The 25,760-nt window shown below is 73.1% G+C and carries 26 protein-coding genes and 2 pseudogenes; 20 read left to right on the top strand and 8 right to left on the bottom strand.

From position 1 onward, the window contains the following. Positions 1 to 1,006: 1,006 nt before the first annotated feature. The 8 genes and pseudogenes from OG738_RS38815 to OG738_RS38780 form a co-directional block, all read left to right on the top strand. Positions 1,007 to 1,630: pseudogene (locus tag OG738_RS38815) on the top strand (GH25 family lysozyme); the annotation flags it as partial. A gap of 208 nt (positions 1,631 to 1,838) precedes the next feature. Beyond that, a complete protein-coding gene (locus OG738_RS38810) occupies positions 1,839 to 2,078 on the top strand; it encodes a hypothetical protein (protein ID WP_329048535.1) in 240 nt (79 codons plus the stop codon). A 139-nt stretch (positions 2,079 to 2,217) separates the two neighbouring features. Next, on the top strand, positions 2,218 to 4,599 hold the full coding sequence (locus OG738_RS38805) for an ABC transporter permease subunit (protein WP_329048534.1): 2,382 nt from the start codon (positions 2,218 to 2,220) through the stop codon (positions 4,597 to 4,599). Positions 4,600 to 4,619: 20 nt separating this feature from the next. Beyond that, positions 4,620 to 5,579, top strand: a complete 960-nt coding sequence (locus OG738_RS38800; protein ID WP_329048532.1) for a glycine betaine ABC transporter substrate-binding protein — start codon at positions 4,620 to 4,622, stop codon at positions 5,577 to 5,579. 87 nt (positions 5,580 to 5,666) lie between these two features. After that, entirely contained in the window at positions 5,667 to 6,152 is a 486-nt protein-coding gene (locus OG738_RS38795; RefSeq protein ID WP_329048531.1) for a YbaB/EbfC family nucleoid-associated protein, read from the top strand. 23 nt (positions 6,153 to 6,175) lie between these two features. Beyond that, positions 6,176 to 6,514 (top strand): hypothetical protein, encoded by a 339-nt coding sequence (locus OG738_RS38790; protein ID WP_329048529.1) that lies wholly within the window; start codon positions 6,176 to 6,178, stop codon positions 6,512 to 6,514. Next, positions 6,511 to 7,650: a hypothetical protein gene (locus tag OG738_RS38785; protein ID WP_329048527.1), complete on the top strand. Its 1,140-nt coding sequence runs from the start codon at positions 6,511 to 6,513 to the stop codon at positions 7,648 to 7,650. The genes OG738_RS38790 and OG738_RS38785 overlap by 4 nt, the downstream gene beginning before the upstream one ends. Positions 7,651 to 7,679: 29 nt before the next feature. Next, positions 7,680 to 8,285 (top strand): hypothetical protein, encoded by a 606-nt coding sequence (locus OG738_RS38780; RefSeq protein ID WP_329048526.1) that lies wholly within the window; start codon positions 7,680 to 7,682, stop codon positions 8,283 to 8,285. A 217-nt stretch (positions 8,286 to 8,502) separates the two neighbouring features. Here OG738_RS38780 and OG738_RS38775 read toward each other — a convergent pair whose 3' ends face one another. Further along, entirely contained in the window at positions 8,503 to 9,120 is a 618-nt protein-coding gene (locus OG738_RS38775; protein ID WP_329057083.1) for a hypothetical protein, read from the bottom strand. Here OG738_RS38775 and OG738_RS38770 point away from each other — a divergent pair. Continuing rightward, on the top strand, positions 9,013 to 9,492 hold the full coding sequence (locus tag OG738_RS38770) for a MarR family transcriptional regulator (RefSeq protein ID WP_329056961.1): 480 nt from the start codon (positions 9,013 to 9,015) through the stop codon (positions 9,490 to 9,492). The two genes, OG738_RS38775 and OG738_RS38770, sit on opposite strands and share 108 nt — an antisense overlap. Here OG738_RS38770 and OG738_RS38765 read toward each other — a convergent pair. Next, positions 9,482 to 10,630: pseudogene (locus tag OG738_RS38765) on the bottom strand (MFS transporter); the annotation flags it as partial. The gene OG738_RS38770 and the pseudogene OG738_RS38765 sit on opposite strands and share 11 nt — an antisense overlap. A 116-nt stretch (positions 10,631 to 10,746) precedes the next feature. Here OG738_RS38765 and OG738_RS38760 point away from each other — a divergent pair. After that, positions 10,747 to 11,373, top strand: a complete 627-nt coding sequence (locus OG738_RS38760; RefSeq protein WP_329048524.1) for a TetR/AcrR family transcriptional regulator — start codon at positions 10,747 to 10,749, stop codon at positions 11,371 to 11,373. Between the two features lie 65 nt (positions 11,374 to 11,438). On the opposite strand, the gene OG738_RS38755 is transcribed toward OG738_RS38760, so the two are convergent. Continuing rightward, on the bottom strand, positions 11,439 to 12,347 hold the full coding sequence (locus OG738_RS38755) for an SDR family NAD(P)-dependent oxidoreductase (RefSeq protein WP_329048522.1): 909 nt from the start codon (positions 12,345 to 12,347) through the stop codon (positions 11,439 to 11,441). Between the two features lie 128 nt (positions 12,348 to 12,475). On the opposite strand from OG738_RS38755, the gene OG738_RS38750 reads away from it, so the two are divergent. From OG738_RS38750 to OG738_RS38735, 4 genes are read left to right on the top strand one after another with little or no spacing between them, the layout of a single operon-like run. Beyond that, positions 12,476 to 13,144, top strand: a complete 669-nt coding sequence (locus tag OG738_RS38750; protein ID WP_329048521.1) for a TetR/AcrR family transcriptional regulator — start codon at positions 12,476 to 12,478, stop codon at positions 13,142 to 13,144. 56 nt (positions 13,145 to 13,200) lie between these two features. Beyond that, positions 13,201 to 13,353: a CopG family transcriptional regulator gene (locus tag OG738_RS38745; protein ID WP_329048520.1), complete on the top strand. Its 153-nt coding sequence runs from the start codon at positions 13,201 to 13,203 to the stop codon at positions 13,351 to 13,353. Continuing rightward, the gene (locus OG738_RS38740) at positions 13,350 to 13,694 is read left to right on the top strand and encodes a VOC family protein (protein WP_329048518.1); all 345 of its coding nucleotides are present in this window, start codon (positions 13,350 to 13,352) and stop codon (positions 13,692 to 13,694) included. The genes OG738_RS38745 and OG738_RS38740 overlap by 4 nt, the downstream gene beginning before the upstream one ends. After that, the gene (locus tag OG738_RS38735; protein WP_329048517.1) at positions 13,691 to 14,923 is read left to right on the top strand and encodes an MFS transporter; all 1,233 of its coding nucleotides are present in this window, start codon (positions 13,691 to 13,693) and stop codon (positions 14,921 to 14,923) included. The genes OG738_RS38740 and OG738_RS38735 overlap by 4 nt, the downstream gene beginning before the upstream one ends. A 108-nt stretch (positions 14,924 to 15,031) precedes the next feature. On the opposite strand, the gene OG738_RS38730 is transcribed toward OG738_RS38735, so the two are convergent. Beyond that, positions 15,032 to 15,967 carry a GlxA family transcriptional regulator gene (locus tag OG738_RS38730; protein ID WP_329048516.1) on the bottom strand — a complete coding sequence of 312 codons (936 nt, stop codon included), beginning with the start codon at positions 15,965 to 15,967 and terminating at the stop codon, positions 15,032 to 15,034. Between the two features lie 71 nt (positions 15,968 to 16,038). Between OG738_RS38730 and OG738_RS38725 the strand changes: the two genes are divergently transcribed. Further along, the gene (locus OG738_RS38725) at positions 16,039 to 16,374 is read left to right on the top strand and encodes a cupin domain-containing protein (RefSeq protein WP_329048515.1); all 336 of its coding nucleotides are present in this window, start codon (positions 16,039 to 16,041) and stop codon (positions 16,372 to 16,374) included. Here the strand turns inward: OG738_RS38725 and OG738_RS38720 are convergent. Beyond that, complete coding sequence (locus tag OG738_RS38720) at positions 16,359 to 16,982, bottom strand: maleylpyruvate isomerase N-terminal domain-containing protein (protein ID WP_329048513.1); 624 nt, start codon at positions 16,980 to 16,982, stop codon at positions 16,359 to 16,361. The genes OG738_RS38725 and OG738_RS38720 overlap by 16 nt on opposite strands. Before the next feature lie 62 nt (positions 16,983 to 17,044). Between OG738_RS38720 and OG738_RS38715 the strand changes: the two genes are divergently transcribed. Next, positions 17,045 to 17,845, top strand: coding sequence for a hypothetical protein (locus OG738_RS38715; protein ID WP_329048510.1), 801 nt, complete (start codon positions 17,045 to 17,047; stop codon positions 17,843 to 17,845). Positions 17,846 to 17,943: 98 nt separating this feature from the next. On the opposite strand, the gene OG738_RS38710 is transcribed toward OG738_RS38715, so the two are convergent. Then, on the bottom strand, positions 17,944 to 18,861 hold the full coding sequence (locus OG738_RS38710; protein WP_329048508.1) for a LysR family transcriptional regulator: 918 nt from the start codon (positions 18,859 to 18,861) through the stop codon (positions 17,944 to 17,946). 70 nt (positions 18,862 to 18,931) lie between these two features. On the opposite strand from OG738_RS38710, the gene OG738_RS38705 reads away from it, so the two are divergent. After that, on the top strand, positions 18,932 to 19,768 hold the full coding sequence (locus OG738_RS38705; protein WP_329048507.1) for an SDR family NAD(P)-dependent oxidoreductase: 837 nt from the start codon (positions 18,932 to 18,934) through the stop codon (positions 19,766 to 19,768). On the opposite strand, the gene OG738_RS38700 is transcribed toward OG738_RS38705, so the two are convergent. Beyond that, a complete protein-coding gene (locus OG738_RS38700; RefSeq protein WP_329048505.1) occupies positions 19,765 to 20,682 on the bottom strand; it encodes an aldo/keto reductase in 918 nt (305 codons plus the stop codon). The two genes, OG738_RS38705 and OG738_RS38700, sit on opposite strands and share 4 nt — an antisense overlap. An 85-nt stretch (positions 20,683 to 20,767) precedes the next feature. Between OG738_RS38700 and OG738_RS38695 the strand changes: the two genes are divergently transcribed. From OG738_RS38695 to OG738_RS38685, 3 genes are all read left to right on the top strand, one after another. After that, a complete protein-coding gene (locus OG738_RS38695) occupies positions 20,768 to 21,352 on the top strand; it encodes a TetR/AcrR family transcriptional regulator (protein WP_329048503.1) in 585 nt (194 codons plus the stop codon). 346 nt (positions 21,353 to 21,698) lie between these two features. Then, complete coding sequence (locus OG738_RS38690; protein ID WP_329048501.1) at positions 21,699 to 22,241, top strand: Chromate resistance protein ChrB; 543 nt, start codon at positions 21,699 to 21,701, stop codon at positions 22,239 to 22,241. Between the two features lie 31 nt (positions 22,242 to 22,272). Next, positions 22,273 to 23,424: an MFS transporter gene (locus OG738_RS38685; protein ID WP_442875838.1), complete on the top strand. Its 1,152-nt coding sequence runs from the start codon at positions 22,273 to 22,275 to the stop codon at positions 23,422 to 23,424. 55 nt (positions 23,425 to 23,479) lie between these two features. Here the strand turns inward: OG738_RS38685 and katG are convergent, their stop codons facing one another. Beyond that, positions 23,480 to 25,744, bottom strand: a complete 2,265-nt coding sequence (katG, locus tag OG738_RS38680) for a catalase/peroxidase HPI (RefSeq protein ID WP_329048499.1) — start codon at positions 25,742 to 25,744, stop codon at positions 23,480 to 23,482. Positions 25,745 to 25,760 lie beyond the last annotated feature (16 nt).

Here is a 25,760-nt window from a genome sequence, read left to right as displayed (position 1 = left end):
GCGGCCGACATCGCGAACCGGCTGGCGACGACCGACTGGCTGCCGGCCACCCGGGTCCTGCTGACGAGCCTGCTCGCCGACCTGCCCGAGCTGACCGCCCTGCTCGCCAAGCTGCGCCGGGCGAAGGAGATCCACGACAGCACCGTCCGGTTCGGCCCGGAGCCGGCGGAGAACTACGACTCCGTCGACGGCGTCGAAGTGGTCCGCACGCCGGTCTTCCCGGACCGGCGGGTGCCGCTGCGCGACCCGTTCCGCACGAGCTACCGGATCAAGGACGCCCAAGGCGCGTGGCGCACGCTCGACGAGGTCGACGCCACCGTCAAGAACCTGCTTTCCACGGCGCAGCTCACGGATCCGTTCCTGGAGAAGCTGGCCAAGATCCAGGACGTCGTGAGCCAGTTGCGCACGGCCGAGGAGCTGGACCGGGTCGCGCCGGGCGCCGGACGGCTGGTGACCGACGCGGTCGACCGGGTGCTCTTCGCCGTGCTGCGGGAGATCCAGGTGCTCAACCGCGACAAGACGCGGGAAGCGCGCGAAGACCGGATGGTCGCGTACGGGCTGGCGACGTTCCAGCCGAGCGCCGGCGACGACGTCCACGCCGAGCTGTCGGGCATCCACCGGCTGGCCGACAAGCGGCTCGGCGAGCTGTTCAGCGACGACCAGACCCGGCACTCCCTGTTCGGGGACAAGCAGATCTACGAAGAGGGCCTGCAGGCGCTCGCCGGCCACGAGAACGCGAAGGCCCGCTTCCGGGAGTTCTTCGAGCTGGCCGGCCTCACGCTGCTGGCGGTGTTCTTCCCCGAGGCGGCGTTCGTCTTCGGCCTCTTCCAGGCCGCGGAAGGCATCCACACCGCGCACGAGCACGCCGGCCTCCAGCGGTCGCTGCTCGGCGGCGACGAGATCCTTTCCCGCGCCCAGGTGGAAGCGGAGCTGGCCGGCGCGTGGCTGCAGGGGTTCCTGGCCATCGCGCCCGAGCTGCCCGCCGTCGTCCGGGACGCGATCGCGGGTGCGCGGGCGCTGGCCCGCCGCGAGTTCACCGCCGTCACGGCGGACGCGTTGCGGGCCAAGCTGCTGGAGATCGTGGCGCACCTGGCGGAGCTCACCGCGAAGCAGTTCGCCGCGAGCTTCCTCTCCCAGCTCACCGCGGGCTACGTGCTCAACCTGGCGCTGTCGGAGGTGGTCGGCGAGTTCGCGTCCGCGGTGGCCGCCGAGTACCAGCTGGGCAGCCCGGTCCCGGACGCCGGGATCGCCGAGCGGGCGCGGCGTCGTCTACCGCCCGGACACCCACGTGGCCGGGGCGAAGTCGCGGGGGATCCCCGTCGGCGGCTACCACTACGCCCAGCTGAGCCTCGGCCCGGAGGAGCAGGCCGGCCTGCTGCTCGCCGAGGTCCGGCGGCTCGGCGCGACCGGGGTCGCGCCGATGCTCGACCTCGAGGCCCCGTTCCGCCCGGATGCCGCGGCGCGGGACTTCGGGACCGCCTTTTGCCGGCAAGTCGCGGCGGCGGGACTTCGGCCGGCCGTCTACCTGAGCGCGTCGTTCGCCGCCGCGCTGCGCCCGGACCAGTGGGACGTGCCGGGGCTGGTCATCGTGGTCGCCCGCTACGGCGCCCGCCCGGAAGCCCCCGGCGCCGGCCGGTACGCGGGCCGGTACGACGTCCACCAGTACACCAGCAGCGGCAGCCTGCCCGGCTCGGCGGGCGCTGTGGACCTCGACGAGTCCTACACCGATCACCACCTCGACCCGGAGGGTGCCATGCCGTTCACCAGCGACGACTTCGTCCAGTTGATGTGGGGCAACGTCTTCGACCTCGCCGGCAACCGCAACTACGCCCAGGTTCATGAAGGACGTGGACGCCAAGGTCACGGCGCTGGGCTCGTCGCTCGACGCCGTCACGAAGCTCATCACGGACAGCCCGGAGCACCCGGTCGATCCGCAGCAGCTCGCCGCCGCGCTCGAAGGCAAGCTGGTCGCCGACCTCGTCCCGGCCGTCACCGAGGCGGTCACCCGGCCCGCCGGCACCGACACCGCCGACGAGGTCCGGCGGATGCTCGTGGCACGCCTCGGCACTTCGACGTGACTCAGCAGCGGCCGACCGCGCGACGGTGGACAGGACCACGCGGACGTGTTGGGCTGGGGGGTGACTTTCCGTCCGGCGACGCCCGAGGAGTGCGACCCTGAGCCTGTCGGAGTACCTCCGCGAGAACTGGATCGACGTCGTGAACGACGCGATCCGCCACGTGGATCTCACCCTCGCGGCGGTGGCGCTGGCCGTGCTGGTCGGGCTGACGCTCGGCCTGCTCACCTACCGGCGGCGGTGGCTCGGCTCGCTGGCGACCACGACGACCGCGGCGTTCCTGACCATCCCGTCGATCGCGCTGCTGGGCATCCTGATCGGCCCGTTCGGGCTCGGGCTGACGAACGTGCTGTGCGCACTGGTGCTCTACGCGCTCCTGCCGATCACGCGCAACACGATCGTCGGCCTGCGCGGCGTCGACCCGGCCGTGGTGGACGCGGCGCACGGCATGGGCCTCGGCCGCGCCCGGGTGCTGTGGCGGGTGCGGCTGCCGTTGGCCTGGCCGGTGATCCTCTCCGGCATCCGCGTCTCGACGCAGATCACCATCGGCATCGCCGCCATCGGCGCGTACGTCAAGGGGCCCGGCCTCGGCAACGAGATCTTCGACGGGCTCGGCCGGTTCGGCTCGGTCAACTCGCTGAACCAGGTGCTGACCGGGACCCTCGGGATCGTCGTGCTGGCGCTGCTGTTCGACCTGGCGTTCGTGGTGGTCGGCAAGCTGACGACGTGGCGGCGTCCGCGGCCACTGGGCGGGGAGGCGACGGCGGAACCGGCCGCGACCGGTGGCCAGGCGATCGAGCTGACCGACGTCAGCAAGCACTACCCCGGTCAGGCGCGGCCCGCGGTCGACCGCCTCTCGCTGCGGATCCCGGCGGGCGAGATCGTCGTGCTGACCGGCCCGTCGGGGTGTGGCAAGACGACCACCATGCGGATGATCAACCGGCTGGTCGAGCCCACCGCGGGCACCGTCACGATCGGCGGCACCGACGTGACGGCGCTCGACATCGACGAGCACCGGCGCCACACCGGGTACGTCATCCAGCAGGTCGGGCTCTTCCCGCACCTGCGCGTGGACGCCAACATCGGCGTGGTGCCGCGCGTGCTCGGCTGGACCCGGCGCCGCGTCGCCGGCCGCGTGCGCGAGCTGCTCGACGTCGTCGGCCTGACCCGCGAGCACGGCCTGCGGTTCCCGCGCGAGCTGTCCGGTGGCCAGCAGCAGCGCGTCGGCGTGGCGCGGGCGATGGCCGCGGACCCGCCGGTGCTGCTGATGGACGAGCCGTTCGGCTCCACCGACCCGATCACCCGCGCCCGGCTGCAGGACGAGTTCCTGCGCCTGCAACGGGAAGTGCGCAAGACGATCGTGTTCGTCACGCACGACTTCGACGAGGCGCTCAAGCTGGGCGACCGGATCGCCGTGCTGCGCCCGCGTTCGCAGGTCGCGCAGTACGACACGCCCCAGGCGATCCTCGCCGCACCGGCCGACGACTACGTCGCGTCCTTCGCCGGCTCGCGGCGGAACCTGAAGCGGCTCGCGCTGATCCCGGTGTCGGACCTGGACCTGCAGCCGGTGACCACCCCGGACGGCCTGCCGTCGATCCCGCGCGGGGCCACCCTGCGGGACGCGCTCGACGCGATGGTGCGCACCGGCCGCACCGAGGTCGTGGTCACCGAGGACGGCACCGCACTGGGCGTGTGCGACGTGCCCGGCCTGGTCGCGGCGCTGGCGCCCGCCGAAGAAGCGCCCGCGCCGGCGAAAGCGCCCGCTCCGCCGGCTCCGGACAGCGTCGCGCCGTCCCGGCCGCGGCGACGCCGGCTCGGCCTGCTGGTCCGGCCGGTGCTCATCGCCCTCGCGCTGCTGGCGCTCTTCCTGCTCGTGCGCGCGCAGCCGCTCGACTCGATCGAGCAGCGCTACCTCAACGCCGGCGAAATCTTCGCCGAGCTGGGCGCGCACCTGCGGCTCACGCTGATCTCGACGGTGTGCACCATCGCGATCGCCCTCCCGCTCGGCGTCCTGCTCACCCGCCCCGGCGCCCGCTGGGTCCGCCCGATCGGCCTCGGGCTGGGCAACCTCGGCCAGGCGATCCCGTCGATCGGGCTCGTCGTGCTGCTCGCCCTGTGGATCGGCACGGGCACCGCGACGGCGGTCGCCGCGCTGGTCGTCTACGCGACGTTGCCGGTGCTGCGCAACACGATGGTCGGGCTCGACGGCGTCGACCCGACCCTCGTCGACGCCGCCCGCGGCATGGGCATGACGAAGACGGCGATCCTCCGGCGGATCGAGCTGCCGCTGGCCGTCCCGGTGATCCTCGCCGGGATCCGCACGGCGCTGGTGCTCACCGTCGCGAGCGCGACGCTGGCGACGTTCATCGACGGCGGCGGTCTCGGCGGCGGGCTCGTCGCCGGGATCGGGCTGTACCGCCCGATCCTGAGCCTGACCTTCGGCATCGTCGTCGCCGCGCTGGCGCTGTCCGCCGACTGGCTGGGCCTGGTCGCCGAGGAGGTCCTGCACCCGCGCGGACTGTGAAACCCCAAGGAGGACAAGCCATGCGACGCACGACAGCCGTCGTCCTCGCCTTCGTCACGGCGCTCGCCGCCGGGTGCACGATCGGCAAGGACCAGCCCGGCGCCCAGGTGGGCGCGGGTTCCATCAAGAAGATCGACGCGCTGAGCGGCGCGCAGCTCCGCGTCAGCTCCAAGGAGTTCGACGAACAGCTGCTGCTGGGCCAGATCGCGCTGATCGCGCTGCAGGCGGCCGGGGCGAGCCCGCAGGACAAGACGAACATCACCGGCTCGAGCAACGTCCGCCAGGCACTCACCAGCGGCGCGGTCGACCTGTACTGGGAGTACACCGGCACGGCGTGGATCAGCTACCTCCACCAGACCAAGCCGATCAGCGACCCGCAGGCCCAGTACGACGCGGTCAAGCGGGCCGACGCCGCCAACGGCGTCACGTGGTGGGCCCGCTCGCCGGCCAACGACACGTACGCGATCGCGGGCAACGCGGCCACGGTCGCCAAGACCGGCGTCAAGACGGTGTCGGACTACGCGGCGCTGGCGAAGAAGGACCCGGCCGCGGCGGCCACCTGCATGGGCCCGGAGTTCAAGAGCCGCGACGACGGGTTCCCCGGCCTGGCCAAGACGTACGGGTTCACCCTGCCGGACGCGCAGGTCCACCTGCTCAACGACGCCGTCGTCTACCCCAGCGTCGGCAAGGGCGACCCGTGCGGCTTCGGCTCGGTCGCCTCCACCGACGGGCGCGTGGCCGGCCAGCAGCTGACGGTGCTGGCGGACGACAAGCACTTCTTCCCGACGTACAACCCGGCCATCGCGATCGCGTCCGGGGTCGCGGCGAAGTACCCGCAGCTGGAGCAGGTGTTCGCGCCGATCGCGGCCAAGCTCGACACGGCGACGCTCACGGACCTGAACAAGAAGGTCAGCGTGGACGGCCAGAAGCCGGCGACGGTGGCCCACGACTGGCTCCGGTCGGCGGGCTTCATCAGCTGACCTGCGTTTTCCGGCGAAGCGCCCCGGGGAAGCGACCGGATCTGCCATGATCGGGCAAAGCTCCCAAAGCGCGCGAAGGACGTGACGATGTCGGCCGAGATGGACCAGCTGATCGCCCAGTTCGAGACCTTCCAGGCCAAGGTGCGCAGCGCCGAAGCCCGCTTCGCCGGCGTCGGCGACCTGCAGGAGCGCGTCGCCCAGGTCGAAACCGCCGTGACCTCGCCCGACGGCACGGTGACGGTCGTCGCGGGTGCCGGCGGGACCGTCACCGACCTGCGGCTCACCGCCGGTGCCATGCACCTGGAGGCCGGGCAGCTGGCCCAGCGGATCATGGGCACGCTGCGCCAGGCCGTGGCCGGGGCCGCGCGGCAGCAGGCCGCGATCGTCGACGACGCGTTCGGGGACCAGCTCGGCGTCGACGTCGGCGGGCAGGTCCGGCAGGCCCAGGCCGAGGCGTTCGGAACCGCGGCGCCCGAACCCGCGTCGGAGCCGCCGGCGCCGCGGCCGCGGCGCCGGCCCGATCCCGGGGACGACGACGACTTCGACCAGGGCCCGATCCTCCGCCGCTCCTGAACCCGACCGAGGGACCTTCCGCGATGTCAGACGGAATCCAGACCAACATCGACGCGATCTCCGGATACGCGCGCCGGCTGCCGTTCTACGAGCAGGAGGCGGACAAGTTCGGGGCCAAGATCGACGCCGCCGACGTGACCGACACGGCTTGGGGCGTCGTCGGGATCTGGGCGAAGCAGGGCTACACCGAACGCCTCGGTGAACTGCGTTCGCTGCTGGGTGAGCTGAAAGACGGCGTCGACGGGCTCACCACCAAGCTGACCAAGGCCGCCGAGATGTACCGCGGGACCGAAGAAGCGGGCGTGCTCGCCTTCGGCCGGTACGAGGCGGAGATCGACGCGATCGGGGAGCAGGGCAAGTGACCGAGCCGAAGAAGAGCATCGCGGACGCCCTCGACGTCCAGCCGTACGACGAGAGCACGAGCGCGAACCTCGACCGCGCGGCGGCGGCCGCGCCGGTGGTCGGCACCGTCTACGAGTCCGGCAAGTCGATCGCCGAGCACGCCCGGCAGGCGGCCTCGGCCGACGGCGTGGGTGAGCTGGCCTCGGCGGGCAAGGCGCTGGTCGGCGACGGCGCGGCGTTCGTCGGCGCCGCCGCGACCGACCTGGTCACCTTCGCGATGGACCCGATCGGCTGGCTGGTGAGCCACGGGCTGAACATGCTGCTCGAGCTGGTCCAGCCGCTGCAGGACGCGCTGCACGCGGTCACCGGCGACGGGCCGGCCATCGGGCACGCGTCGGAGAACTTCGGCGCCATCGCGCACGGCTTCGTCGCGCTCGCCGAGGACTTCGAGCAGACCGGCGACACGGCGCTGGCCGAATGGGTCGACGAAGCGGGCAAGGCGGCCAAGGAGGCGCTGGGCGACTTCTCCTCCGGCATCCGCGGCGTCGGCTCGGCGGCCGGGTCGGTCGCCGAGGTGCTGCAGATGTGGTCGATGGTCATGCAGGTCATCGAAGAGGTGATCAAGGCGATCATCACCGAGCTGGTGTCGTGGCTGATCACCATCTGGCTGCCGGCGCTGGCCGCGTCGGTGATCAGCTTCGGCAGCTCGGTCGCGGCCGCGATGACGGCGTCCATCGCCAAGGCCGCGAGCGTGCTGCAGAAGGTCACCCGCTACCTCGGCAAGTTCGGCAAGCTGCTCGACACGTTCATCGAATTCCTGGCGAAGTACTCGACGAAGGTCGTGGAGATGACCCGGAAGTTCCGGCTCGGCCGGTACGCCGGGGAGTCGCGATTCGGCCTCGACACGCTGGAGAACACGGCCGGGGTGGCGTTCACGCCCGGCAACCGCGCGCTGACCACGATGTTCGGCACGTCGGTCGGCGCGAGCGCGCTGGTCGCGGGCGCGAGCGTGAAGGCCGGGATCGCGGCGGGCAAGACGGCGTTCGCCGAAGGCAAGGAAGCGGTCACCCCCGAGGAGGACGAGCCGTGGTTCGACAAGAGCCGGATCGGTGGCGACCGGACGCCGGAGGAGACCCGGCGGAACTTGGACATCTAGCGCGCAAGGCCGTCGAATTCGGCGACCGCATGGCGTCCGCTGCCGATGCCGCGCAGGTGCGCCCGGGGTTCCGGGAACGCGTGGAGGCGCTGCTGCGCGACCACTGGCGGGAGCCGGTGATCGTGCTGCGCCTGGGAGACGCGGACCTTCGGTACGCCGTCCCCGGCCGTCGCCCGGACGGCACGGTCGAGGGCTCGCGCCCGGTGCTGCGCGCGTTCGGGAACGTCGCCCGCGGGATCGGCGCGGCGGTGGGCTACGTCGCGTACCTGGCGAGCGCGGCGGGCAGCGGCGGCGGCAAGGCCGAGCGCGCGGTCCAGGTGACCGGCCCGGCGGACGCCCTCGTCCTCGAGCCCCTGGACCGGCTCCGGCGGGCGAAGGGCCCGTGGCTGGCGTGCTCGCCGACGTCGGTCGCCCTGGTGGACACGGGCTCGACGTACCTGGACCCGGCCGACGCGCCCGAGCCGCGAATCCTCTGGGAGGCCAGGGGAGCGGCCGCCCCGCAGGTCAGCTTCCGCAAGCGCACCCTGACCTGGCCGGACGGCTCGAAGTTCTCGTTCCCGCTGCAGAGCCGCACCGAAGAACGCCACCTGCGGCAGTTCCACTCCCACCCGGACGAAGTCCGCTGGCCGCAGTGACGATCTTCTTCCCCAAGACCGACACCGGTCGCGACGCGGAGTCCCGCGAGTTCGTGCGCGGCCGGGAGCGCCGCTGCACCAGAGCGCCCACCTCCTCTTCGGCCCGGACCTCGCCGATCCGGTGCGCCTCCGCTTCGGCGCCACCCACCGGGACCTCCACGCCCCCCTCGCAACGCCCACCTCGCCACGAGGCGCGCACGACGTCGGCGCCGGCTGTCTACCTGGGACGGCTAATCCTCAGCGCGCCGGGAAGTCCGGCAGCGTGAGCGCCGAGTGCTCGGGCCGCGGCGAGCGTGGCCCGGCCTTCGCTCACCGTGGCCTGGTTGCGCTCGACGAAGTCCCGCACCCGGCCCTCGCCGGCGAACGTGCCTGCGACGAGTTCCCGCTGCGCTTCGGGATCGCGGAACGCCTCGATCGGCGGGTTCGGGCGGGCGAAGACCAGGAAGCCGTGGATCTCCTTGCTTTCGAGCACCGAGTAGAGCGCCGCGCCCTTGCCCGGCGTGCTCCACAGGACGCCCTCGCGGTGCAGACCGAAGTCGTTGGGCATGGTGAACCCGGCGAAGCTGTACCCGAGGTAGCGGTGGAACTGCTTCTCGTCGCCGAAGATCAGCCCGCGCGTGTGCAGCTGGGCAACCTGATGAACCGCAGCGGCCTGGGGGAGCGGGCGATGAAGCGCGTCGGCGCCGACCTCGACCGGCCGGGGCTGTCGATCATCCTCGCCCTGCACATGAGCGGGAAGGCGATGCGCGTCGGCGAGATCGCCGACCGGATGCAGGTGGCCGGGCCGCACGTCACCCGCCACCTGCACGTGCTCGAACGGCGGCGGCTGGTGCACGGCCTGGCCGACCCCGACGACCGGCGCGCCCGCCTGGTCCAGCTGACCCCGGACGGCGCCGAGCTGGCCGGCGGTACGTCACCACCGTGCTCGGCTGGTTCGGCGAGGCGCTGTCCGGGTGGTCCGCGAAGGACCGTCAGACGTTCTACGGTCTGCTGCTGCGGTTCACCGACGACCTCGCGGCGTTCTTGTCGGCCACCGGCGAAGAAGACTGATCCCGCACCGCGTCGCGCCGGATCGCGACCGCCAGCGCGGGCACCAGGGCGAGCGCGACGGCGGCCGCCACGGCGAACACGGAGTACGGCACGACCAGGCTGCCGGTGGAGCTTTCGACGAGCCCGTAGACGTAGGGGCCGAGGAAGCCGCCGGTGATGCCGAGCGTGTTGATGAACGCGAGCCCGGCCGCCGCCATCAGGCCGGACAGCCGCGACATCGCGACCGACCAGAACAGCGGCAGCGTGCCGAAGGCGAAGAAGTTCGACACGAACAGCAGGCTGATGCTCCACGCCGGGTCGCGCGAAGCGAGGAAGCCGACGAGCACCAGCAGCACGGCGGCCGCGCACACGCCGATGAGCGCGACCTCGTGGCCGTGACGGCGCTTGAACCACGGGAAGAACAGGACGCCGGCCAGCGCCGAGATGCCGCCGCTGCCCGCCACGAGCCCGATCAGGAACGGGCTCGACAGGCCGAGTGACTGGATGTAGGCCGGGAAGTTGAACCCGATCCCGCCGCCGATCGACTGGTTGATCAGGTAGATCGCGCCGAGCAGCAGCACGGTCGGACGGCCGAAGGCCCGCCGGAGGTTGCCGCGTACCCGCGTCGGCGAAGGGGTGTCCTGCGCGGACGCCCGTTCGGTCAGGACGGCGGCTTCCTCGGCGGTGAGCCACTTCGCGTCGCCGGGGCGGTTCGGGAGCGCGAACCAGACCACGACGCCGATGAGGGCGGTGACGAGCCCTTCGACGAGGAACATCCACTGCCAGCCGCGCAGGCCGCCGACGCCGTGCAGTTCCATCAGCGCGCCGCCCAGCGGCGAGCCGATGATCACCGCGACGCAGGGCGCGGTGTAGATCAGGCCGACGACCGTGACCCGGTGCTTCTGCGAGAACCACTGCGTGACCAGGTACATCATGGCCGGGAAGAGGCCCGCCTCGGCGGCGCCGAGCAGCAGCCGCAGGACGTAGAACGAGACGTCGTCCGCGACGAACATCATCGCGGCGGAGACCACGCCCCAGCTGACCGCGATCCGCGTGATCCACACGCGCGCGCCGACGCGGTAGAGCACGAGGTTGCTCGGCACTTCGAGCAGCGCGTAGCTGACGAAGAACAGGCCGGCGCCGAGCCCGTAGGCCGCGGCGCCGATCCCGACGTCCGCCGCGAGCGCCGTCTTCGCGAGCGCGACGTTGGTCCGGTCGACGTAGGACATGAAGTAGGCGATGCCGAGCACCGGCAGCAGCCGCGTGACCGCTTTCCTGGTGGCGAGCTCGTGGAGGAGGTCTTTCGCATTCGTCATGGGTCTCCGCCCGGTCTGACCTGCGATACTACGGAGTATCACGGTAAGGAGACCGCGTGGCGGTGTCAACCGCCGGACGTCGGCCGTGCGACGATGACCGGGCTGGAGGAGGCAAGGTGAGCGCGACCCCCGAGTACGAGCCCGACGCGCGGCGCAGGATCCTGGACGCCGCGGCCGAGGCGTTCATGGCGCACGGGTTCGCCAACGCGACGATCGACGACATCGCGCGCGAGGTCGGCGCGACCAAAGGCCTGGTGTACTACCACTTCCGGTCGAAGTTCGACATCTTCCTGGCGGTGTACGAGGAGGCGATGGGCCGCGTCCGCGACCGCGTGGAGCTGCACGCCCACGGCGCCGGCACCGGCCGCGACCGGCTGGTGGCCATGGCGGTGGCGCACCTGGTCAACCTGATGACCGACCTGGCGTACCACCACGTCGTGCACCAGGCGGTCCGCGGCCAGGTGGCGGTAGCGCTCAAGACGCGCCAGCGCGACGCGCTCCAGCAGCTGAACGAGCTGCGGAGCGACTACGAGCAGCTGTTCCGCGGCGTGCTGGCGGACGGCGTCGCGGACGGATCGCTCCGCGCGGTCGACGAGTCGCTCGCGACCCGCACCCTGCTCAGCAACCTCAACGCGGTCGACACGTGGTACCACCGCGTCGACGGGCAGGCCGCCGCGGAAATCGAAGCACTGGCCCGCCGGATCGTCGACCTCCTGGTCGGCGGGTTGGCTCCTTCGCGGTGACCGGAACGCTCTGACGCCCGCGGCGGACCGCCGGTCGCACCCAGGGCGTTCGCGGCTTGGGCTCGTCAGCCGACCGGGAACTTGACCCCGGTCAGTTCTTCCGAAACCGTCCACAGGCGCTGCTGCACCGAGACGTCGTAGGACTGCGGGCTGGACGCCACCACCTGCGGGCGCCCGCGGTAGCCGCCCGGGCCGGCGGGACCGTAGTACTGGCCGCCGAGGGCCGCGGGGTCCGTTGCCGCGCGGAGGGTCGGGAGCGCGCCGCGCTCCGAGCTCTGGGTGAACAGCGGCGCGACCACCGGGAAGACGGCGCGGGCGATCGCGGGGGAGTTGCGCATCAGCTCCGTGCGCGCCACGCCGGGGTGGGCGGCGATCGACGCCGTCGTGCCGTGCGGGGCGAGGCGGCGCTGCAGCTCGTAGGCGAACATCAGGTTGGCGAGCTTGGCCTGCCCGTAGGCCGCGACGCGGTCGTAGGAGTTCTCCCACTGCAGGTCGTCGAAGTGGATCGCGGCGCGGATGCGGTGGGCGATGCTCGCGACCGTCACCACGCGGGAGCCCTCGACCGGCAGCAGCAGGTCCAGCAGCAGGCCGGTGAACGCGAAGTGCCCCAGGTGGTTCGTGCCGAACTGCAGCTCGAAGCCGTCGCGCGTGGTCTGCTTCGGCGGGTACATGACGCCGGCGTTGTTGATCAGCAGGTCGATCTTCGGCAGCGTCCCGTGCAGGTCGGCCGCGGCGGCCCGGACGGAGTCCAGGGAGCCCAGGTCCAGGTGCTGCACCGTGACGTCGGCGTGCGCGCCGAGCCGGGCCGCGGCCTGCTTGCCCTTCTCGACGTCGCGGACGGCGAGCACGACCGTCGCGCCGCGCTCGGCCAGCACCTTCGCGGTGTCGAACCCGAGTCCGGTGTTGGCCCCGGTGATGACGGCGACGCGGCCCTGCTGGCTCGGTACGTCGCGTTCGGTCCAGTTCTCGGCCATGGCGTTCCCTCCTTGGCGGTCCTTTCGGGCCGGTGGTCTGTTATGGGACCGACGCTAAGGAACCATCGGTCTGTTGTCAAGAGACTGCCGGTCTTCAATTTCGGGCGCCGGGCGTTACGCTGGGTGGCATGACGTTCCAGCGAGCCCGTAGCGCGGCGCAGCGGGAGGAGCGGCGCCGCACGATCCTCGACACGGCGCTGGCGATGCTCGACGAGATGCCGGTGGCCGACGTGAGCCTCAACGAGCTCAGCAGGCGGGTCGGCCTGGCCAAGTCGAATGTGTTGCGCTACTTCGAATCCCGCGAGGCGGTGCTGCTCGAGCTGCTCGACCGGGCGCTGCGGGGCTGGCTGGCCGAGGTGGCGGACGAACTGGCCGCCGGCGTCGACCCGAACCTCCCCGCCGACGAGCGGGGCGCGCGGTTCGCGGCGGTCGTCGCGCACTCGCTGGCACGACGCACGGTGCTGTGCGACCTCATCGGCGCGCAGGCGGGTGTCCTGGAACACAACGTGTCCGTCGACGTCGTCGTGGGCTTCAAGCGGTCCGCCCTCGCCGGGCTCGGCACGATGGCCGAGCTGATCCAGCGGTACGTCCCGGAGGTCGGCGACCAGGCGGCGTCGGTGTGCCTGTTCACGGTGATCCTCACCGGCGGGCTGTGGACGCACTGCCGGCCGTCGCCGAGCGCTCTCGCCGCGTACCAGGTGGACCCGGCGCTGGCGGCGCTGCACCTGGACCTGGCCCCCGCGCTGGAAAGCGGCCTGGCGTTGCTGATCGCGGGAGCGATGAAGCGGTCCGGTTGAGCCCGGCTCGCCGGCTGTCCGTGAGTGCGGGCAAACCCATTTGCTAGCATGTGGGCATGCCCGAGACCGTCAAGCGGCAGTTCAGCGTCTACCTGCCGGTCGAGCTGATCCGGCGGGTCAAGCACGCCTCCGTCGACGCCGACGAGTCGCTCTCGTCCTTCGTCGAACGCGTCCTCGAGGACTACTTGCGACCGGGGAGCGGGCAATGATGCGAGTGCTGCCGATCCGCTACACCTCGGACGTCGGGGCCGTGACGCGGTTCTACGAGACGCTCGGCCTGCGCGTCGGGTCGGTGTCGCGGCCCGGCGGGTGGGTCGAACTGCCCGCGGACGGCGGCCTGCTCGCCGTCCACCGGGGCGCGGACGCGGGCCGGTGCGAGCTCGCCTTCGAGACCGACGAGCCCCTCGAGGACGTCGCGAACCGGTTGCGGGCGGCCGGGTACGAGGCGGGACCCGTCATCGACGAGGGCTTCGGGCACTCGCTGCGCGTGCGGGATCCCGACGGCGTCCGGGTGCAGATCAACGCGTACGACCGGGCGCTCTACACATGACCGCGCCGCCGCGGGGAACGCTGGTCCTCGCGGCAGGCATCGTCGCGCTCGAGTTCGCGGCGGCCGTGACCGGCTTCGTCGCTTCGACGCTGCTTCCCGTCGTCGCCCGTGACCTGGACGCGGGGGACCGGCTCGGGCTCCTGATCGCCGGGTCGGCCCTCGGGTTGTTCGTCGCACTGCCGCTGGCGAGCCGGGTCCTGGACCGGCTGGGCGCGCGGGGCACCCTCGCCGCCGGGATGCTCGCCTACGTCGGCGGGCTCGTCCTGGCCGCGGCCGCCCGGAACGCGTGGATGTTCGCCATGGGCCAGCTTTTCACGGGGCTCGCCGGCGGTTTGCTCGCGGTGTTCGGCGTGAGTGCGGCGATCCGGCACCTCGACGAGCGCGTCCGCCTGCGCGTGGTCGCGGCGTCGTCGGCGATGTGGATCGTGCCCGCCTTGGCCGGCCCCGCCGCGACGCTGGGCCTGGAGCACCTCGTCGGGTGGCGCTGGACGCTGCTGGTGCCGGTGCCCTTCGTCCTTTTCGGACGGTTGCTCGTCGTGCGTGCCGTGCGCGACGACCCGCCCGCGGACGCGGCGCCGCGCCCGCTCGGACGGACGTTGCTGGTTCCCCTGGGGGCGGCGGGAGTCGTGCTGAGCGAGGGGCGGTGGCCGCTCGCGGTCGCCGGCGCGGTGGTCGCCGTGGCCGGGATGGTCGCGATCCTGCCACCGGGCACCGCGCGCCTGCGACGCGGGACGCCTGCGGCGCTCGCGGCCATGGTGTTGTTCGCCGTCGGCTACTTCGGCGCGGACAGCCTGATCACCGTGCTGCTGACGACGGGGTTCCGGATGAGCCTCGGCCAGGCGGCGATCGTCCTCAGCGCGGCGCCGCTCGCCTGGGCGGTGACGAGCCTGTTCGCGCGCCGCTTTCCCGCCACGGGCCTGAGCTTGACCGCGCTCGGCACGGCCGTCGTGGCCGCCGGCGGGCCGTTCGCCGTGGTCCTCGGAGCCTGGACGGTCGCCGGGATCGGCGTCGGGCTCGCCTATCCCGGCCTGTACGTCCGGGCGAGCACGCCAGGGCGCAGCGGGCTCACCGCGACCGAGCTGGCCACCGCGGTGATCACCGCCGAGTGCGTCGGGCAGCTCCTGGGCCGCGCGGTCGGCGGCGCCCTGAGTTCGGCGGGCGGGTTGTTCGCCTCCTACGCGGTGTTCGCGGTCGCGCTGGCCGCGGCCGCCGCAGTCAGCCGCAGGTGACCCTGCACGCCCGAGCGAGCACGATGACCCCGGTCGCCTTACCCATGGCGCGCACGTCGTTCTGCGCCGGTGTTCCGACGGTGGTGAGCAGCAGACCGCGGACGTCCGCTACGGCGTCCGGAACGCCCGCCGGTAGGCACCCGGCGTCGTCCCGACCTGGGCGCGGAACCGGCGTCGCAGGTTGACCGCCGACGTCAGGCCGACCCGCGCCGCGATCGCCTCCACCGGCAGGTCCGTCTCCTCCAGCAGGGTGCGGGCCGCCGCCACGCGGCGGGTCAGCAGCCACGCGCCGGGGCTCGTGCCGAGCTGGTCGGCGAAGCGCCGGGCCAGCGTGCGGGGCGAGACGCCCACCTGGGCGGCCAGGTCGTCGACCGACAAGGCGGTCCCGAGCCGCTCGGCCGCCCAGCCGAGGAGCCCGTCCAGAGCGTCCGGCGGCGGGGGAGGCGGGGCGAACTGCGCCTGGCCGCCCTCGCGGTGCGGCGGCAGCACCATGTGCCGCGCGACCAGGGCGGCGTGCGCGGCGCCGTGGTCCTTCCGGACGAGGTGCAGGCACAGGTCGATCCCCGCGCCCGCCCCGGCGCTCGTGGCGACGTCGCCGTGGTCGACGTACAGCACGTCCTGCTCCACGCGCACGTCGGGGAACTCGCGCTGCAGCTGCTCGGCGCGGCCCCAGTGGGTCGTCGCGGACCGGCCGTCGAGCAGGCCCGTGCGCGCCAGCGCGAACACGCCGGAGCAGATGGTGACGAGCCGCGCGCCCCGGGCGTGGGCCCGCAGCAGCGCGCGGCGGACGCGCGGGGGCAGCGGCGCCTCCACCGGCGCCCAGCCCGGGATGATCACGGTGTCGGCGGAGTTCAGCGCCGACAGGCCACGCGAGACGGACATCGCGTACCCGGCCGTCGTCGGCACCGGGCCGGGCGTCTCCGCGCACACCTCGAACTCGTAGTGCCGGGGCACGCCGGCCCGCGGCGTGCCGAAGACCTCGGCGGCGCAGCCGAGCTCGAACGTCGACTGCACCGGCCGCACCAGGGCCACCACGCGATGCATGGCAGGAAAGTACCCCAAGGTGTCTTCCCGGACACTGGCCCGGCCGTGTTCGCCGGGGCACCGTGGCGGACATGCACCCCGAGATCCTCGAGCAGGACGGCTACACCTGGGCCACCGTAAGGGAAGCGCCGATCCGCGAACTGTTCCCCGGCATCCGGTTTCGTCCACTGTGGACCGGACCGGCGGGCGCGCACGCCGGGGTCCTGGAGATGGACGCCGGCACGTCGTGGCCGCGCCGGGACGTCCACGAACCCGGGCCGGAGGAGGTCTACGTCGTCGCGGGCACGTTCCACGACGGCGCGCGCGACCATCCGGCGGGCACGTTCCTGCACGCGCCGGCCGGCACCTGGCACGTGCCCGCGAGCGCCACCGGCTGCACGCTGTTCCTCTTCTACCCGGAAGGCTGAACGCCCCACCGCCAGCGCGTGACCCGCGGCCGGCCGGGCAGCTCGCCGCGTCCGGTCGCCCAGCGCAGGGTCGCCCACGGATCGGTGTCCGCGGGCGCGCCGGGGAAGAAGCGGGCGAGCACGCGGGTGCACAGGTCGGCCGGGGGCGTCCAGGAGAGGCCGAGTCCCGCGGCGACGTCGTCCATGTGCACCAGCGTTTCCCCGACGGTCATCGCCGCGAAGCCTTCGGTGCCGAAGACGCCCTCGTCGTGGAACGCGCGGACCTCCGGCGGCGTGGTCCGCACCATGGCCACCAGCAGTGCGCCGCACGCTTCCACGACCCGCAGCAACCCGGCCGGACCGGCCGCCCGGTCGGCGAAGATCACCAGGCCGGGGCCGCCTTCCCGGTGCCGGGCCCACGCGAACGGCACCGGCCGGTCGGTCGCGGCGGCCCGCGGCCCGAGCTGGGCGGCGTGGAAGAAGAAGTTGTCGGCGATGTGCTCGACGGTCTCCCAGCAGGTCCAGTCCATCGGCCCGGCCGGGGCGTCCCAGTCGGCGTCCAGGGCTTCGGCCAGGGTCGCGGTGGTGGTCCGGACGGTGCGCTCGACGTCGGCCGCGGTGATCGGCATCGGCCGAGCCTATCGGGCGGCGGCCCTGGTGCGGGGCGGTTCACTGCGGTACAACCGGAGACGTGGCCGAGCGCGTGCGGCGCCCTGACCAGCATGCCGCGGTGGAGCGGGACGTGCTGGTGCGGTACCTCGACGCGTGGACGGCGAAGGCGCTGCGCTCCCAGCGCGGCGGCACATACGTCGAGTGCGGCGGTTTCGCGGCCGACGCGCTCCGGGTGTTCGGCGAGTTCTCCGATCGGCTCGAAGGGCACCTGGAGCTGGTGATCGTCGGCTCGGCGGTGCCTCCGGAAGTGCCGGACGGCTTGTCGGTGCGCGTGGTCGCCGAGCTCGGTGACGTCGAGGCGGCCGGACCGCTGCTGGCCCATGTGGACGGTGCGGACACCTGGCCACTGGCCCGGTCACTGGCCCGCGGCAAGGGACACGAGGTGCTGGTCACCGCACCGGCGGAGAGCCGGGTCGTCGAGCCGGGGTGTTCGGTCGAGCTGGTGGCGGACGACGGTTCGGCGCGCGTGCTGGCCTTCTTGACGGCGGACACGAAGCACCTAGCGACGTTCAAGACCGAGCTGTGGGCGGTGGACGAGTTCGCGGGCATCCGCTGCCGCGACCCGCGCGACGCCGAGGGAACGCTGGTCGACATCTCGCTGACACCGCAGCTGCTGCCGTTGCGCCGCGCCCTGCTGGCGGAGCTGGCCCGCCGGGGCGATCAGACGGTCGCGCAGCTGCAGCGCTTCACGCTGCTGGAGACGATCTACCGCCCGGAGGACGCGATCGGGGCACTGGGGTCGGCGATCACGGCGGGCGAGATCAGGCGAGAACCGGAGAAGGGGCGGCTGACGCCGCGGACCGTGGTCGGCCTGCGGTGATTCGGCGGGCGTGAGGGCGGCCCGGCGTTCGCGGCAGGCGCTCGAGCCCGGTGGTGATCGCCCAGCCAGACCACCGCACGCCGTGTCCGGGCGGGTCGTCACCCGGTCGCGTCCGTCGCGAGCGCCGCCTCCCGCAATGCCGCGGCGACCCGTGCCGCGGGTTCGGACAGCGGCCGTGGGAGGTGGGCGAGCAACACCCGGCGCTGTTCCCCGGGGCCGCCGCGGACCTCCAGCACCCGCACCCCGGGCGGCACCACCGCGCCGAGCGATCCCGGCACCGTCGTGATGCCGCACCCGGCCGCGACCAGCCGCAGCTTCGCCAGCCAGTCGCGGGCGGTGTGGGCGATCTCGGGCCGCTCGTCCAGCCCCGGCCAGACGCCCAGCACGCGGTCGTCGCCCGAGCCCGCGATCCACCGGCGGCCGCGCAGGTCGGCGACGTCGATGTACTCCCCGCGCGCGAGCGGGTGGGTCGCCGGCACCGCCACGCGCAGGCTGCGCTCGGCGAGCGTCCGCAGCACCAGCGCCGGGCTTTCGGTGTCCGGCGGGCGGAACGGCGGTGCCGAGGCCACCAGCGCGAGGTCCAGGGTGCCGGCCCGCAGGGCGCGGACCAGCGCCGGCGTGCCGCCCTCCCGGCTGACCACCGTGATCGCCGGGTGCGTGCGCCGCAGCGCCTCCAGCGCGCGGGGCAGCAGTTCGGCCCCGGCGGTCGGGAACCAGCCCAGCCGGACCGTGCCCTGCTCGCCGGGCAGCCCGGCCAGCTCGCGCGCGGTGGCGTCGAGCTGGTCGATGACGCCCGCCGCGCGGCGCACCACGATCTGCCCGGCCGGCGTGAGCCGCACGCCGTCGTGGCGCCGCTCCAGCATTGGCGTTCCGGCCGCGCGCTCCAACGCCGCGATCTGCCGGGAGACCGCGGACTGGGTGTACCCGAGCGCGGTGGCCGCGGCGGTGAGCGTGCCCCGCTCGGCCACCTCGCGGAACACCCGCAGCGCGGTCAGGGAGGCGTCGGCGAAGGTCATGACACTTACGCATACCAGGTCTGCGTATCTTTCGCTGTTCGCATGGCCGGGCCGGTTCTAGCGTGGGGGCATGACCCCGAAGATCGCGCTCGTCACCGGTGCCACCCAGGGCTTGGGACTCGCCCTCGTCGAAGGGCTCGCGGCCCGGCTGGCCACCGAGGACACCGTCTACCTGACCGGCCGCGACGCCGGACGCGTCGCGGAGGCCGTCGAAGCCATGCCGGCCGGCGGCGCCGAGGTCCGCGGTGAGGTCCTCGACGTCGCCGAGCCCGGCGCGCCCGGCCGCCTCGCCGCGCGGCTGGCGGAGCGGCACGGCGGGGTCGACGTCGTCATCGGCAACGCCGTCATGCGCGTCGGCCCCGACGACGACCCGCGCGCGATCGTCGGCGCCTACGCCGAGGTCAACAACTTCGGCACCACGCGGCTGCTTCGCGCCTTCGCGCCGCTGCTGCGCGACCGCGGCCGGTTCCTCGTCGTGGCCAGCTCGTTCGGCACGCTGAACCACCTGGCGCCCGCCCTGCACGACCGCTTCACCGGACTGTCCTCATTGGACGAACTGGACAAGCGGGTCGCGGCCTGGCGCGACGCCGTCGAGGACGGCAGCGCCCGCGCCGGCGACTGGCCGGGCTTCGTCAACATCCCGTCCAAGATCGGCCAGGTCGCGGCCGTGCGCACGCTCGCCGCGCAGCGCCGTGCCGACGACCTGGCGCGCGGGATCCTGCTCGCCGCCGTCTGCCCCGGGATGATGAACACGCCGACCTCCGCCCTCTGGTGGGACGTGCGTGACGCGCCGAGCCCCGCCCAGGCGGCGGACACGCTGCTGGACCTCGTCTTCCGGCCGCTCGATCCCGCTCGGTACGGCGAGCTGGTCCGCAACGGCGCCGTCCTGCCCTGGGACCGCGATTAGCCGAGGGCGGCGTCCATCGAGCGGGACCGGACGGCGTCGAGAGCGGCCAGCGTCTCGCCGTCGAGCACGATGCCGCCGGCGGCGACGTTGCCCTCCAGGTGGTCCACGCTCGCCGTGCCGGGGATGAGGTGGACGTTCGGGGCGTGGTGCAGCAGCCACGCCAGGCCGATCTGCGCCGGCGTGCGGCCGAGTTCCCGGGCGGCGGCCCGCACGGCCGGCTCGTCGGTCACCTTCGGCAGGCCGGGGAAGGCGCCGCCGAGCGGGAAGAACGGGACCCAGGCGATGTCCTGCGCGACGCACAGCGCGAGCATGTCCTCGTCGTCGCGGCTGACCAGGCTGTAGGCGTTCTGCACGCACGCGATCCCGGCCGGCAGCGCCCGGCGCAGGATGTCGAGGGTGACGCTGCTCAGCCCGATCGCGCCGATCTTGCCTTCGTCGCGCAGGGCCGTCAGCACCGCGAGCTGGTCGTCGAGGTCGACGACCTGGTCGCCCTCTGCCGTGACGCCGGGCCGCCGGTCCGCGCGGCGCAGGTTCACCAGCGGGATCCGGTCGAGGCCGAGGGCCCGCAGGTTGTCCTCGACGCTCGCCCGCAGTTCCTCGGGCCGCTGGGCCAGGCGGAGCGGGATCGGGCCGCCGGGGTCCGGGTCGGCGCCGACCTTGCTCACCACCACGACGTCGTCGCCGGGCCGGACGGCCTCGCGGATGATGCCGTTGACGAAGCCGTTGCCGTAGAACTGCGCGGTGTCGACGTGGTCGACGCCGAGGTCGAAGGCCCGGCGCAGCAACGCGACGGCCGCGTCGCGGTCGTCGTGGAGGCGTTCGAGCTGCATCGCGCCGTAGCCGACGCGGGAGACGGTGTGCCCGGCGAGCGCGCCGGTGCCGCCCGGCCGCGGGGCATGGTCGGTGGAAGGCATGGGTGGTCCCGTCCTCGTGCGACAATGGGTGAAGCGGAGGTCCCTCCGCTAAGCCGACCGTAGCACAACCGGAGGTGCCTCCGCTTTGTCGTCGCCCGAACCCGGCCGCTCGGTGCGCTCCGACGCGCGGCGCAACCGGGAGAAGCTCGTCGCGGTCGCGCGGGCCGCCTTCGCCGCCGCCGACGGCACCGTCGCGCTGGAGGCGATCGCCCGCGAGGCCGGCGTCGGGATCGGCACGCTCTACCGCCACTTCCCGACCCGCGAAGAGCTCGTCGAAGCCGTCTACGCGGCCGAACTCGACGACGTGACCGCGAGTGCCCCGGCACTGCTCCGGAAGCTCCCGCCGGAGGCGGCACTCCGCGCGTGGATGGACCGCTACGCGGCCTTCGTGGAAACCAAGCGCGGCATGGCCGACAGCCTCCGCGCGAGCCTGGCGTCCGGCCGGATCGCGACCCCGGCGACGCGCAGCCGCATCACCGCGGCGATCGGCGCGATCCTCGACGCCGGAGCGCGCGCCGGCACGCTGCGCGCCGGCCTCGACCCGGAGGACGTCACGCTGCTGGTGCTCGGCGCGTTCCTTTCCACCTCGGCCGGCCAGGACGCGGAGCGGATCGGCCGGCTGCTCGACCTGATCGTCGACGCCCTGCGCCCGGACCTCAGCACGCCGTGACGACGTTCGACCGGCCGCGCCAGCTGTCCAGGGTCGTGCGCACGCTGAGGTAGGCGGGCTTGAAGGGCAGCGGGGCGTTGGTCACCGAAGTGCCTTGGCCGGACGTCGACAGGACGGTGTAGGTGGTGCCGGCCGGGGTCGGCGTCGCGACGACCTCCAGGCCGCTCCAGAAAGCCGGTGCGGGCCAAGGCGCATCGGAGGTCCTGGGTGGACCGTCACGAAGAGTGTGCGGAATCCGGGCGGTCGTCACTGCGGGCTACCGGCCCTGACCACGGAGGTCCGAGGGACCCTGATCCGCTTCCCGAGTTGTGTTCCGGTGGATGTAACAGCTGCTACATTCTCCGGTGTGACCAAGACTTCACACTGGTCGGTGCTCGTGGTGCGGGTGCCCGCCGAGCCGAGCCGTCATCGCGTCGCCGTCTGGCGTGAACTCCGGCGTGTCGGGGCGTTGTCGCTGGGGCAGGGGGTCTGGGCCGTGCCGGACGCGCCTGTGTTCGCCGGCGGCGTGGCCAGGGTGATCGAGCTGGCCGGGCGCGGGGACGGCGAGGTCCTGGTGCTGGCCGCGGCCGGGCGCTCGGCGCCGGACGCCGCCCGGCTCGAGGCGCTGTTCACCGCGGAGCGCGCTGAGGAGTGGGCCGAGTTCCTGGCCGACTGCGGCAAGTTCGACGCCGAAATCGACAAGGAGATCCGCGTCGGGAAGTTCACCATGGCCGAGCTCGAAGAGGAGGAGCAGAGCCTGGAGCGGCTGCGCCGGTGGCACCGCGACATCAAGGCGCGCGACGTCTTCGGCGCGCCGGCCGCGACGGAGGCCGACGAACGCCTGACGCACTGCGTCGGGCGGCTCGCCGAGTACACCGACCGGGTTTTCCAGGCCCTGCACCAGATGTGAGGGCGACCGTGGGTTCTTCCGAGAGCGTTTCGTGGGCGGCCTGACGGATCGGCGGCGGGCGCCGGTGTACGCGGCCGGGTTCGTCACGGCGTTCGGTGCGCACAGCATCGCCGCCGGGCTCGGCGGCTACACCGAAGCCGAACACGCGTCGCTGCTCACCCTGGGAGTGCTGCTGGCGGTGTACGACGGTGCCGAGGTCGTGCTGAAGCCGGTGTTCGGGGCCCTGGCCGACCGGGTCGGGCCGCGGCCGGTGCTGCTGGGCGGGCTGGGGGCGTTCGCCGTCGCGTCGGCGGCCTTCGTGCTCGCGGGTGATCCCGCGCTGGTCGGCCTGGCGCGGCTCGGGCAGGGTGCCGCCGCGGCCGCGTTCTCCCCGGCCGCCGGCGCGCTGGTGGCCCGGCTCGCGCCGAAGACCGGCCACGGCCGTGCGTTCGGCGGCTACGGCGCGTGGAAGGGCCTCGGCTACACCCTCGGCCCGGTCCTGGGCGGCGTCCTGACCACGGTCGGCGGCTATCCGCTGTTGTTCGCCACGCTCGGCGGGCTCGCGCTGGCGGTCGCCTGCTGGGCCGCAGTCGTCGTCCCGGTGGTGGAGCCGCTGCCGCGGACCCGCCAGACGGTGCTCGACCTCGCCCGCCGCCTCGCCACCCGCGGCTTCCTGAGCCCGACGGCCACCCTCGCGGGCGCGACGGCGGCCGTCGCGGTCGGCGTGGGCTTCTTGCCCGTGGCCGGCGCGAGCCTGGGCCCTTTGCCGACCGGAGCGGTGGTGTCCCTGCTGGCGGCCGCGGGAGCGCTGGTCCAGCCGTGGGCCGGCCGCGCCCGCGACGCGGGCCGCATCGGCGACGCGCCGGGCATGACGGCCGGGCTCGCGATCGCCGCCCTCGGACTGGCCGCGCCAACGGTGCTGCCGGGCATCGCCGGACTCCTGGTGGCCGCGCTGACGATCGGCGTCGGAACCGGCTTGGCGACCCCGATCGGCTTCGCCCACCTGGCCGCGACAACGCCCAAGGAGCGTCTCGGCCAGACGGTGGGCGCGGCCGAGGTGGGCCGCGAACTCGGCGACGCGGGCGGCCCCCTGGCGGTCGGAGCCCTCGCGGCGGCCGGTTCGCTGAGTCTCGGCTTGGCCGGGCTCGCGGGAGTGCTGGCGGTTTTCGCGGTGGCGGTGGGAATCAGCGCCCGGCGCCAGTGAAACGAACGGGCCCGGCCGATCACGAGGATCGGCCGGGCCCGTCCGCCGGAAAGGATCAGACCAGGTCGAACCGGTCCAGCTCCATGACCTTCGTCCACGCCGCCACGAAGTCCGCGACGAACTTCTCGCGTGCGTCGTCGCTCGCGTACACCTCGGCCAGTGCGCGCAGCTGGGAGTTGGCGCCGAAGACCAGGTCGACCGCCGTGGCCGTCCACTTCAGCTTTTCCGTGGTCACGTCGAGGATCTCGAACACGTTCTCCTCGGACTCCGATGCCTTCCACTTCGTGCCCGGGGCGAGCAGGTTGGCGAAGAAGTCGTTGGTGAGCACGCCCGGCCGGTCGGTCAAGACGCCGTGCCGGGCCCCGGCCAGGGCGCGCAGGCCGCCGACCAGGACCGTCATCTCCGGGGCCGTCAGGCTGAGCAGGTACGCGCGGTCGACCAGGAGCGTCTCCGGCTGGAGCTTCTCGCCCGCCCGCAGGTAGTTGCGGAACCCGTCGGCGCGCGGCTCGAGCACCTTGAACGAGTCCACGTCCGTCTGCTCCTGGGTCGCGTCCGTGCGGCCCGGGTGGAACGGGACGGTCGTCTCGACGCCGGCGTCGTGCGCCGCCTTCTCGACGGCCGCCGAGCCCGCCAGGACGATCAGGTCGGCCAGCGAGATCTGCGCGCCGCCGGCCTCGTTGAACTCGCGCTGGATGCCCTCGAGCTTCGCCAGGACCGTCGCGAGCTGCTCGGGCTGGTTGACTTCCCAGCTCCGCTGCGGCTCGAGGCGGATGCGGGCGCCGTTCGCGCCGCCGCGCTTGTCGGTGGAGCGGAAGGTCGCGGCCGACGCCCACGCCGTGCTGACCAGCTGGCTGACCGAGAGACCCGAGTCGAGCACCTTCGCCTTGAGGGCGGCGATGTCGGCGTCGCCCACGAGGTCGCCCTCGACGGCGGGCACCGGGTCCTGCCACAGCTGCGGCTCGGCGACCCACGGGCCGAGGAAGCGGCTGACCGGGCCCATGTCGCGGTGCAGCAGCTTGTACCACGCCTTGGCGAACGCCAGGGCGAACTCGTCCGGGTTCTCCAGGAAGCGGCGGGAGATCGGGCCGTAGACCGGGTCGAAGCGCAGCGACAGGTCCGTCGTGAGCATCGTCGGCTTGTGCTTCTTGTTCGGGTCGTACGGGTCCGGGATGATCTCCGGCGCGTCCTTGGCGACGTACTGCTTGCCGCCACCGGGGCTCGTGGTGAGCTCCCACTCGTAGCCGAAGAGGATCTCGAGGAAGCGGTTGCTCCACCGGGTCGGCTTGTCGGTCCAGGTGACCTCGAGGCCGCTGGTGATCGCGTCGGGCCCCTTGCCGGTGCCGTAGGTGCTCAGCCAGCCCAGCCCCTGCGACTCCAGCGGCGCACCCTCGGGCTCCGGGCCCACGTGGTCGTCGGCAACGCCGGCGCCGTGGGTCTTGCCGAAGGTGTGGCCGCCGGCGATGAGGGCGACGGTCTCCTCGTCGTTCATCGCCATCCGGGCGAAGGTCTCCCGGATGAAGTGGGCCGCCGCCTCGAAGTCCGCGCTGCCGCGGGGCCCCTCGGGGTTGACGTAGATGAGGCCCATCTCGGTCGCGCCGAGCTCGGGCACCATCTCGGTGTCGCTCGCGTAGCGCTCGTCGCCGAGCCAGTCGTCCTCGGGGCCCCAGAAGATCTCCTCGGGCTCCCAGGTGTCGACGCGGCCGAAGCCGAAGCCGAAGGTCTTGAAGCCCATCGACTCCAGCGCGACGTTGCCGGCCAGCACCAGCAGGTCGGCCCACGAGATCTTCTGGCCGTACTTCTGCTTGACCGGCCAGAGCAGCCGGCGCGCTTTGTCGAGGTTGGCGTTGTCGGGCCAGCTGTTCAGCGGGGCGAAGCGCTGCCCACCGTCACCGGCGCCGCCGCGGCCGTCGTAGATGCGGTAGGTGCCCGCGGCGTGCCAGCTCATCCGGATCATCAGGCCGCCGTAGTGCCCGAAGTCCGCCGGCCACCAGTCCTGCGACGTGGTGAGCACCTCGGTGATGTCCCGCTTGAGGGCCTCGACGTCGAGCTTCGCGAACTCCTTGGCGTAGGCGAAGTTCTCGCCGAGCGGGTTGCTCTTCGACGAGTGGGCGTGCAGCACCGTCAGGTCGAGCTGGTTGGGCCACCAGTCCTTGAGGGTGCGCGGACGGCCACCCGACGTCGGCTGCGGCGAATCGATCGCCGGGTTCTCGCTCTCGCTGCCGTGCGAGGTCACCGAGTCGTGTGCGACCGGGCAGCCGGCCGCCGCCTTCTGGTCCACACCCTGTGCGCTCGAGGGGGTGTTGTCCTGGGTGTTGCTCATCTACTTCCTTCCGGGG

Origin of the sequence: Amycolatopsis sp. NBC_01488 (assembly GCF_036227105.1) — a bacterium.
Lineage (GTDB): Bacteria > Actinomycetota > Actinomycetes > Mycobacteriales > Pseudonocardiaceae > Amycolatopsis.
The sequence above is the reverse complement of the archived record's forward strand: the minus strand, read 5'-3'. Positions and strand labels throughout refer to the sequence as shown.

Bases quoted from the DNA above. Each gene is read 5' to 3' on its own strand.
- OG738_RS38810 (WP_329048535.1), top strand. From the start codon at position 1,839: ATGAAGGACGTGGACGCCAAGGTCACGGCGCTGGGCTCGTCGCTCGAC.
- OG738_RS38800 (WP_329048532.1), top strand. From the start codon at position 4,620: ATGCGACGCACGACAGCCGTCGTCCTCGCCTTCGTCACGGCGCTCGCC.
- OG738_RS38795 (WP_329048531.1), top strand. From the start codon at position 5,667: ATGTCGGCCGAGATGGACCAGCTGATCGCCCAGTTCGAGACCTTCCAG.
- OG738_RS38790 (WP_329048529.1), top strand. From the start codon at position 6,176: ATGTCAGACGGAATCCAGACCAACATCGACGCGATCTCCGGATACGCG.
- OG738_RS38780 (WP_329048526.1), top strand. From the start codon at position 7,680: ATGGCGTCCGCTGCCGATGCCGCGCAGGTGCGCCCGGGGTTCCGGGAA.
- OG738_RS38770 (WP_329056961.1), top strand. From the start codon at position 9,013: ATGAGCGGGAAGGCGATGCGCGTCGGCGAGATCGCCGACCGGATGCAG.
- OG738_RS38755 (WP_329048522.1), bottom strand. From the start codon at position 12,347: ATGGCCGAGAACTGGACCGAACGCGACGTACCGAGCCAGCAGGGCCGC.
- OG738_RS38750 (WP_329048521.1), top strand. From the start codon at position 12,476: ATGACGTTCCAGCGAGCCCGTAGCGCGGCGCAGCGGGAGGAGCGGCGC.
- OG738_RS38745 (WP_329048520.1), top strand. From the start codon at position 13,201: ATGCCCGAGACCGTCAAGCGGCAGTTCAGCGTCTACCTGCCGGTCGAG.
- OG738_RS38740 (WP_329048518.1), top strand. From the start codon at position 13,350: ATGATGCGAGTGCTGCCGATCCGCTACACCTCGGACGTCGGGGCCGTG.
- OG738_RS38735 (WP_329048517.1), top strand. From the start codon at position 13,691: ATGACCGCGCCGCCGCGGGGAACGCTGGTCCTCGCGGCAGGCATCGTC.
- OG738_RS38730 (WP_329048516.1), bottom strand. From the start codon at position 15,967: ATGCATCGCGTGGTGGCCCTGGTGCGGCCGGTGCAGTCGACGTTCGAG.
- OG738_RS38725 (WP_329048515.1), top strand. From the start codon at position 16,039: ATGCACCCCGAGATCCTCGAGCAGGACGGCTACACCTGGGCCACCGTA.
- OG738_RS38720 (WP_329048513.1), bottom strand. From the start codon at position 16,982: ATGCCGATCACCGCGGCCGACGTCGAGCGCACCGTCCGGACCACCACC.
- OG738_RS38710 (WP_329048508.1), bottom strand. From the start codon at position 18,861: ATGACCTTCGCCGACGCCTCCCTGACCGCGCTGCGGGTGTTCCGCGAG.
- OG738_RS38705 (WP_329048507.1), top strand. From the start codon at position 18,932: ATGACCCCGAAGATCGCGCTCGTCACCGGTGCCACCCAGGGCTTGGGA.
- OG738_RS38700 (WP_329048505.1), bottom strand. From the start codon at position 20,682: ATGCCTTCCACCGACCATGCCCCGCGGCCGGGCGGCACCGGCGCGCTC.
- katG (WP_329048499.1), bottom strand. From the start codon at position 25,744: ATGAGCAACACCCAGGACAACACCCCCTCGAGCGCACAGGGTGTGGAC.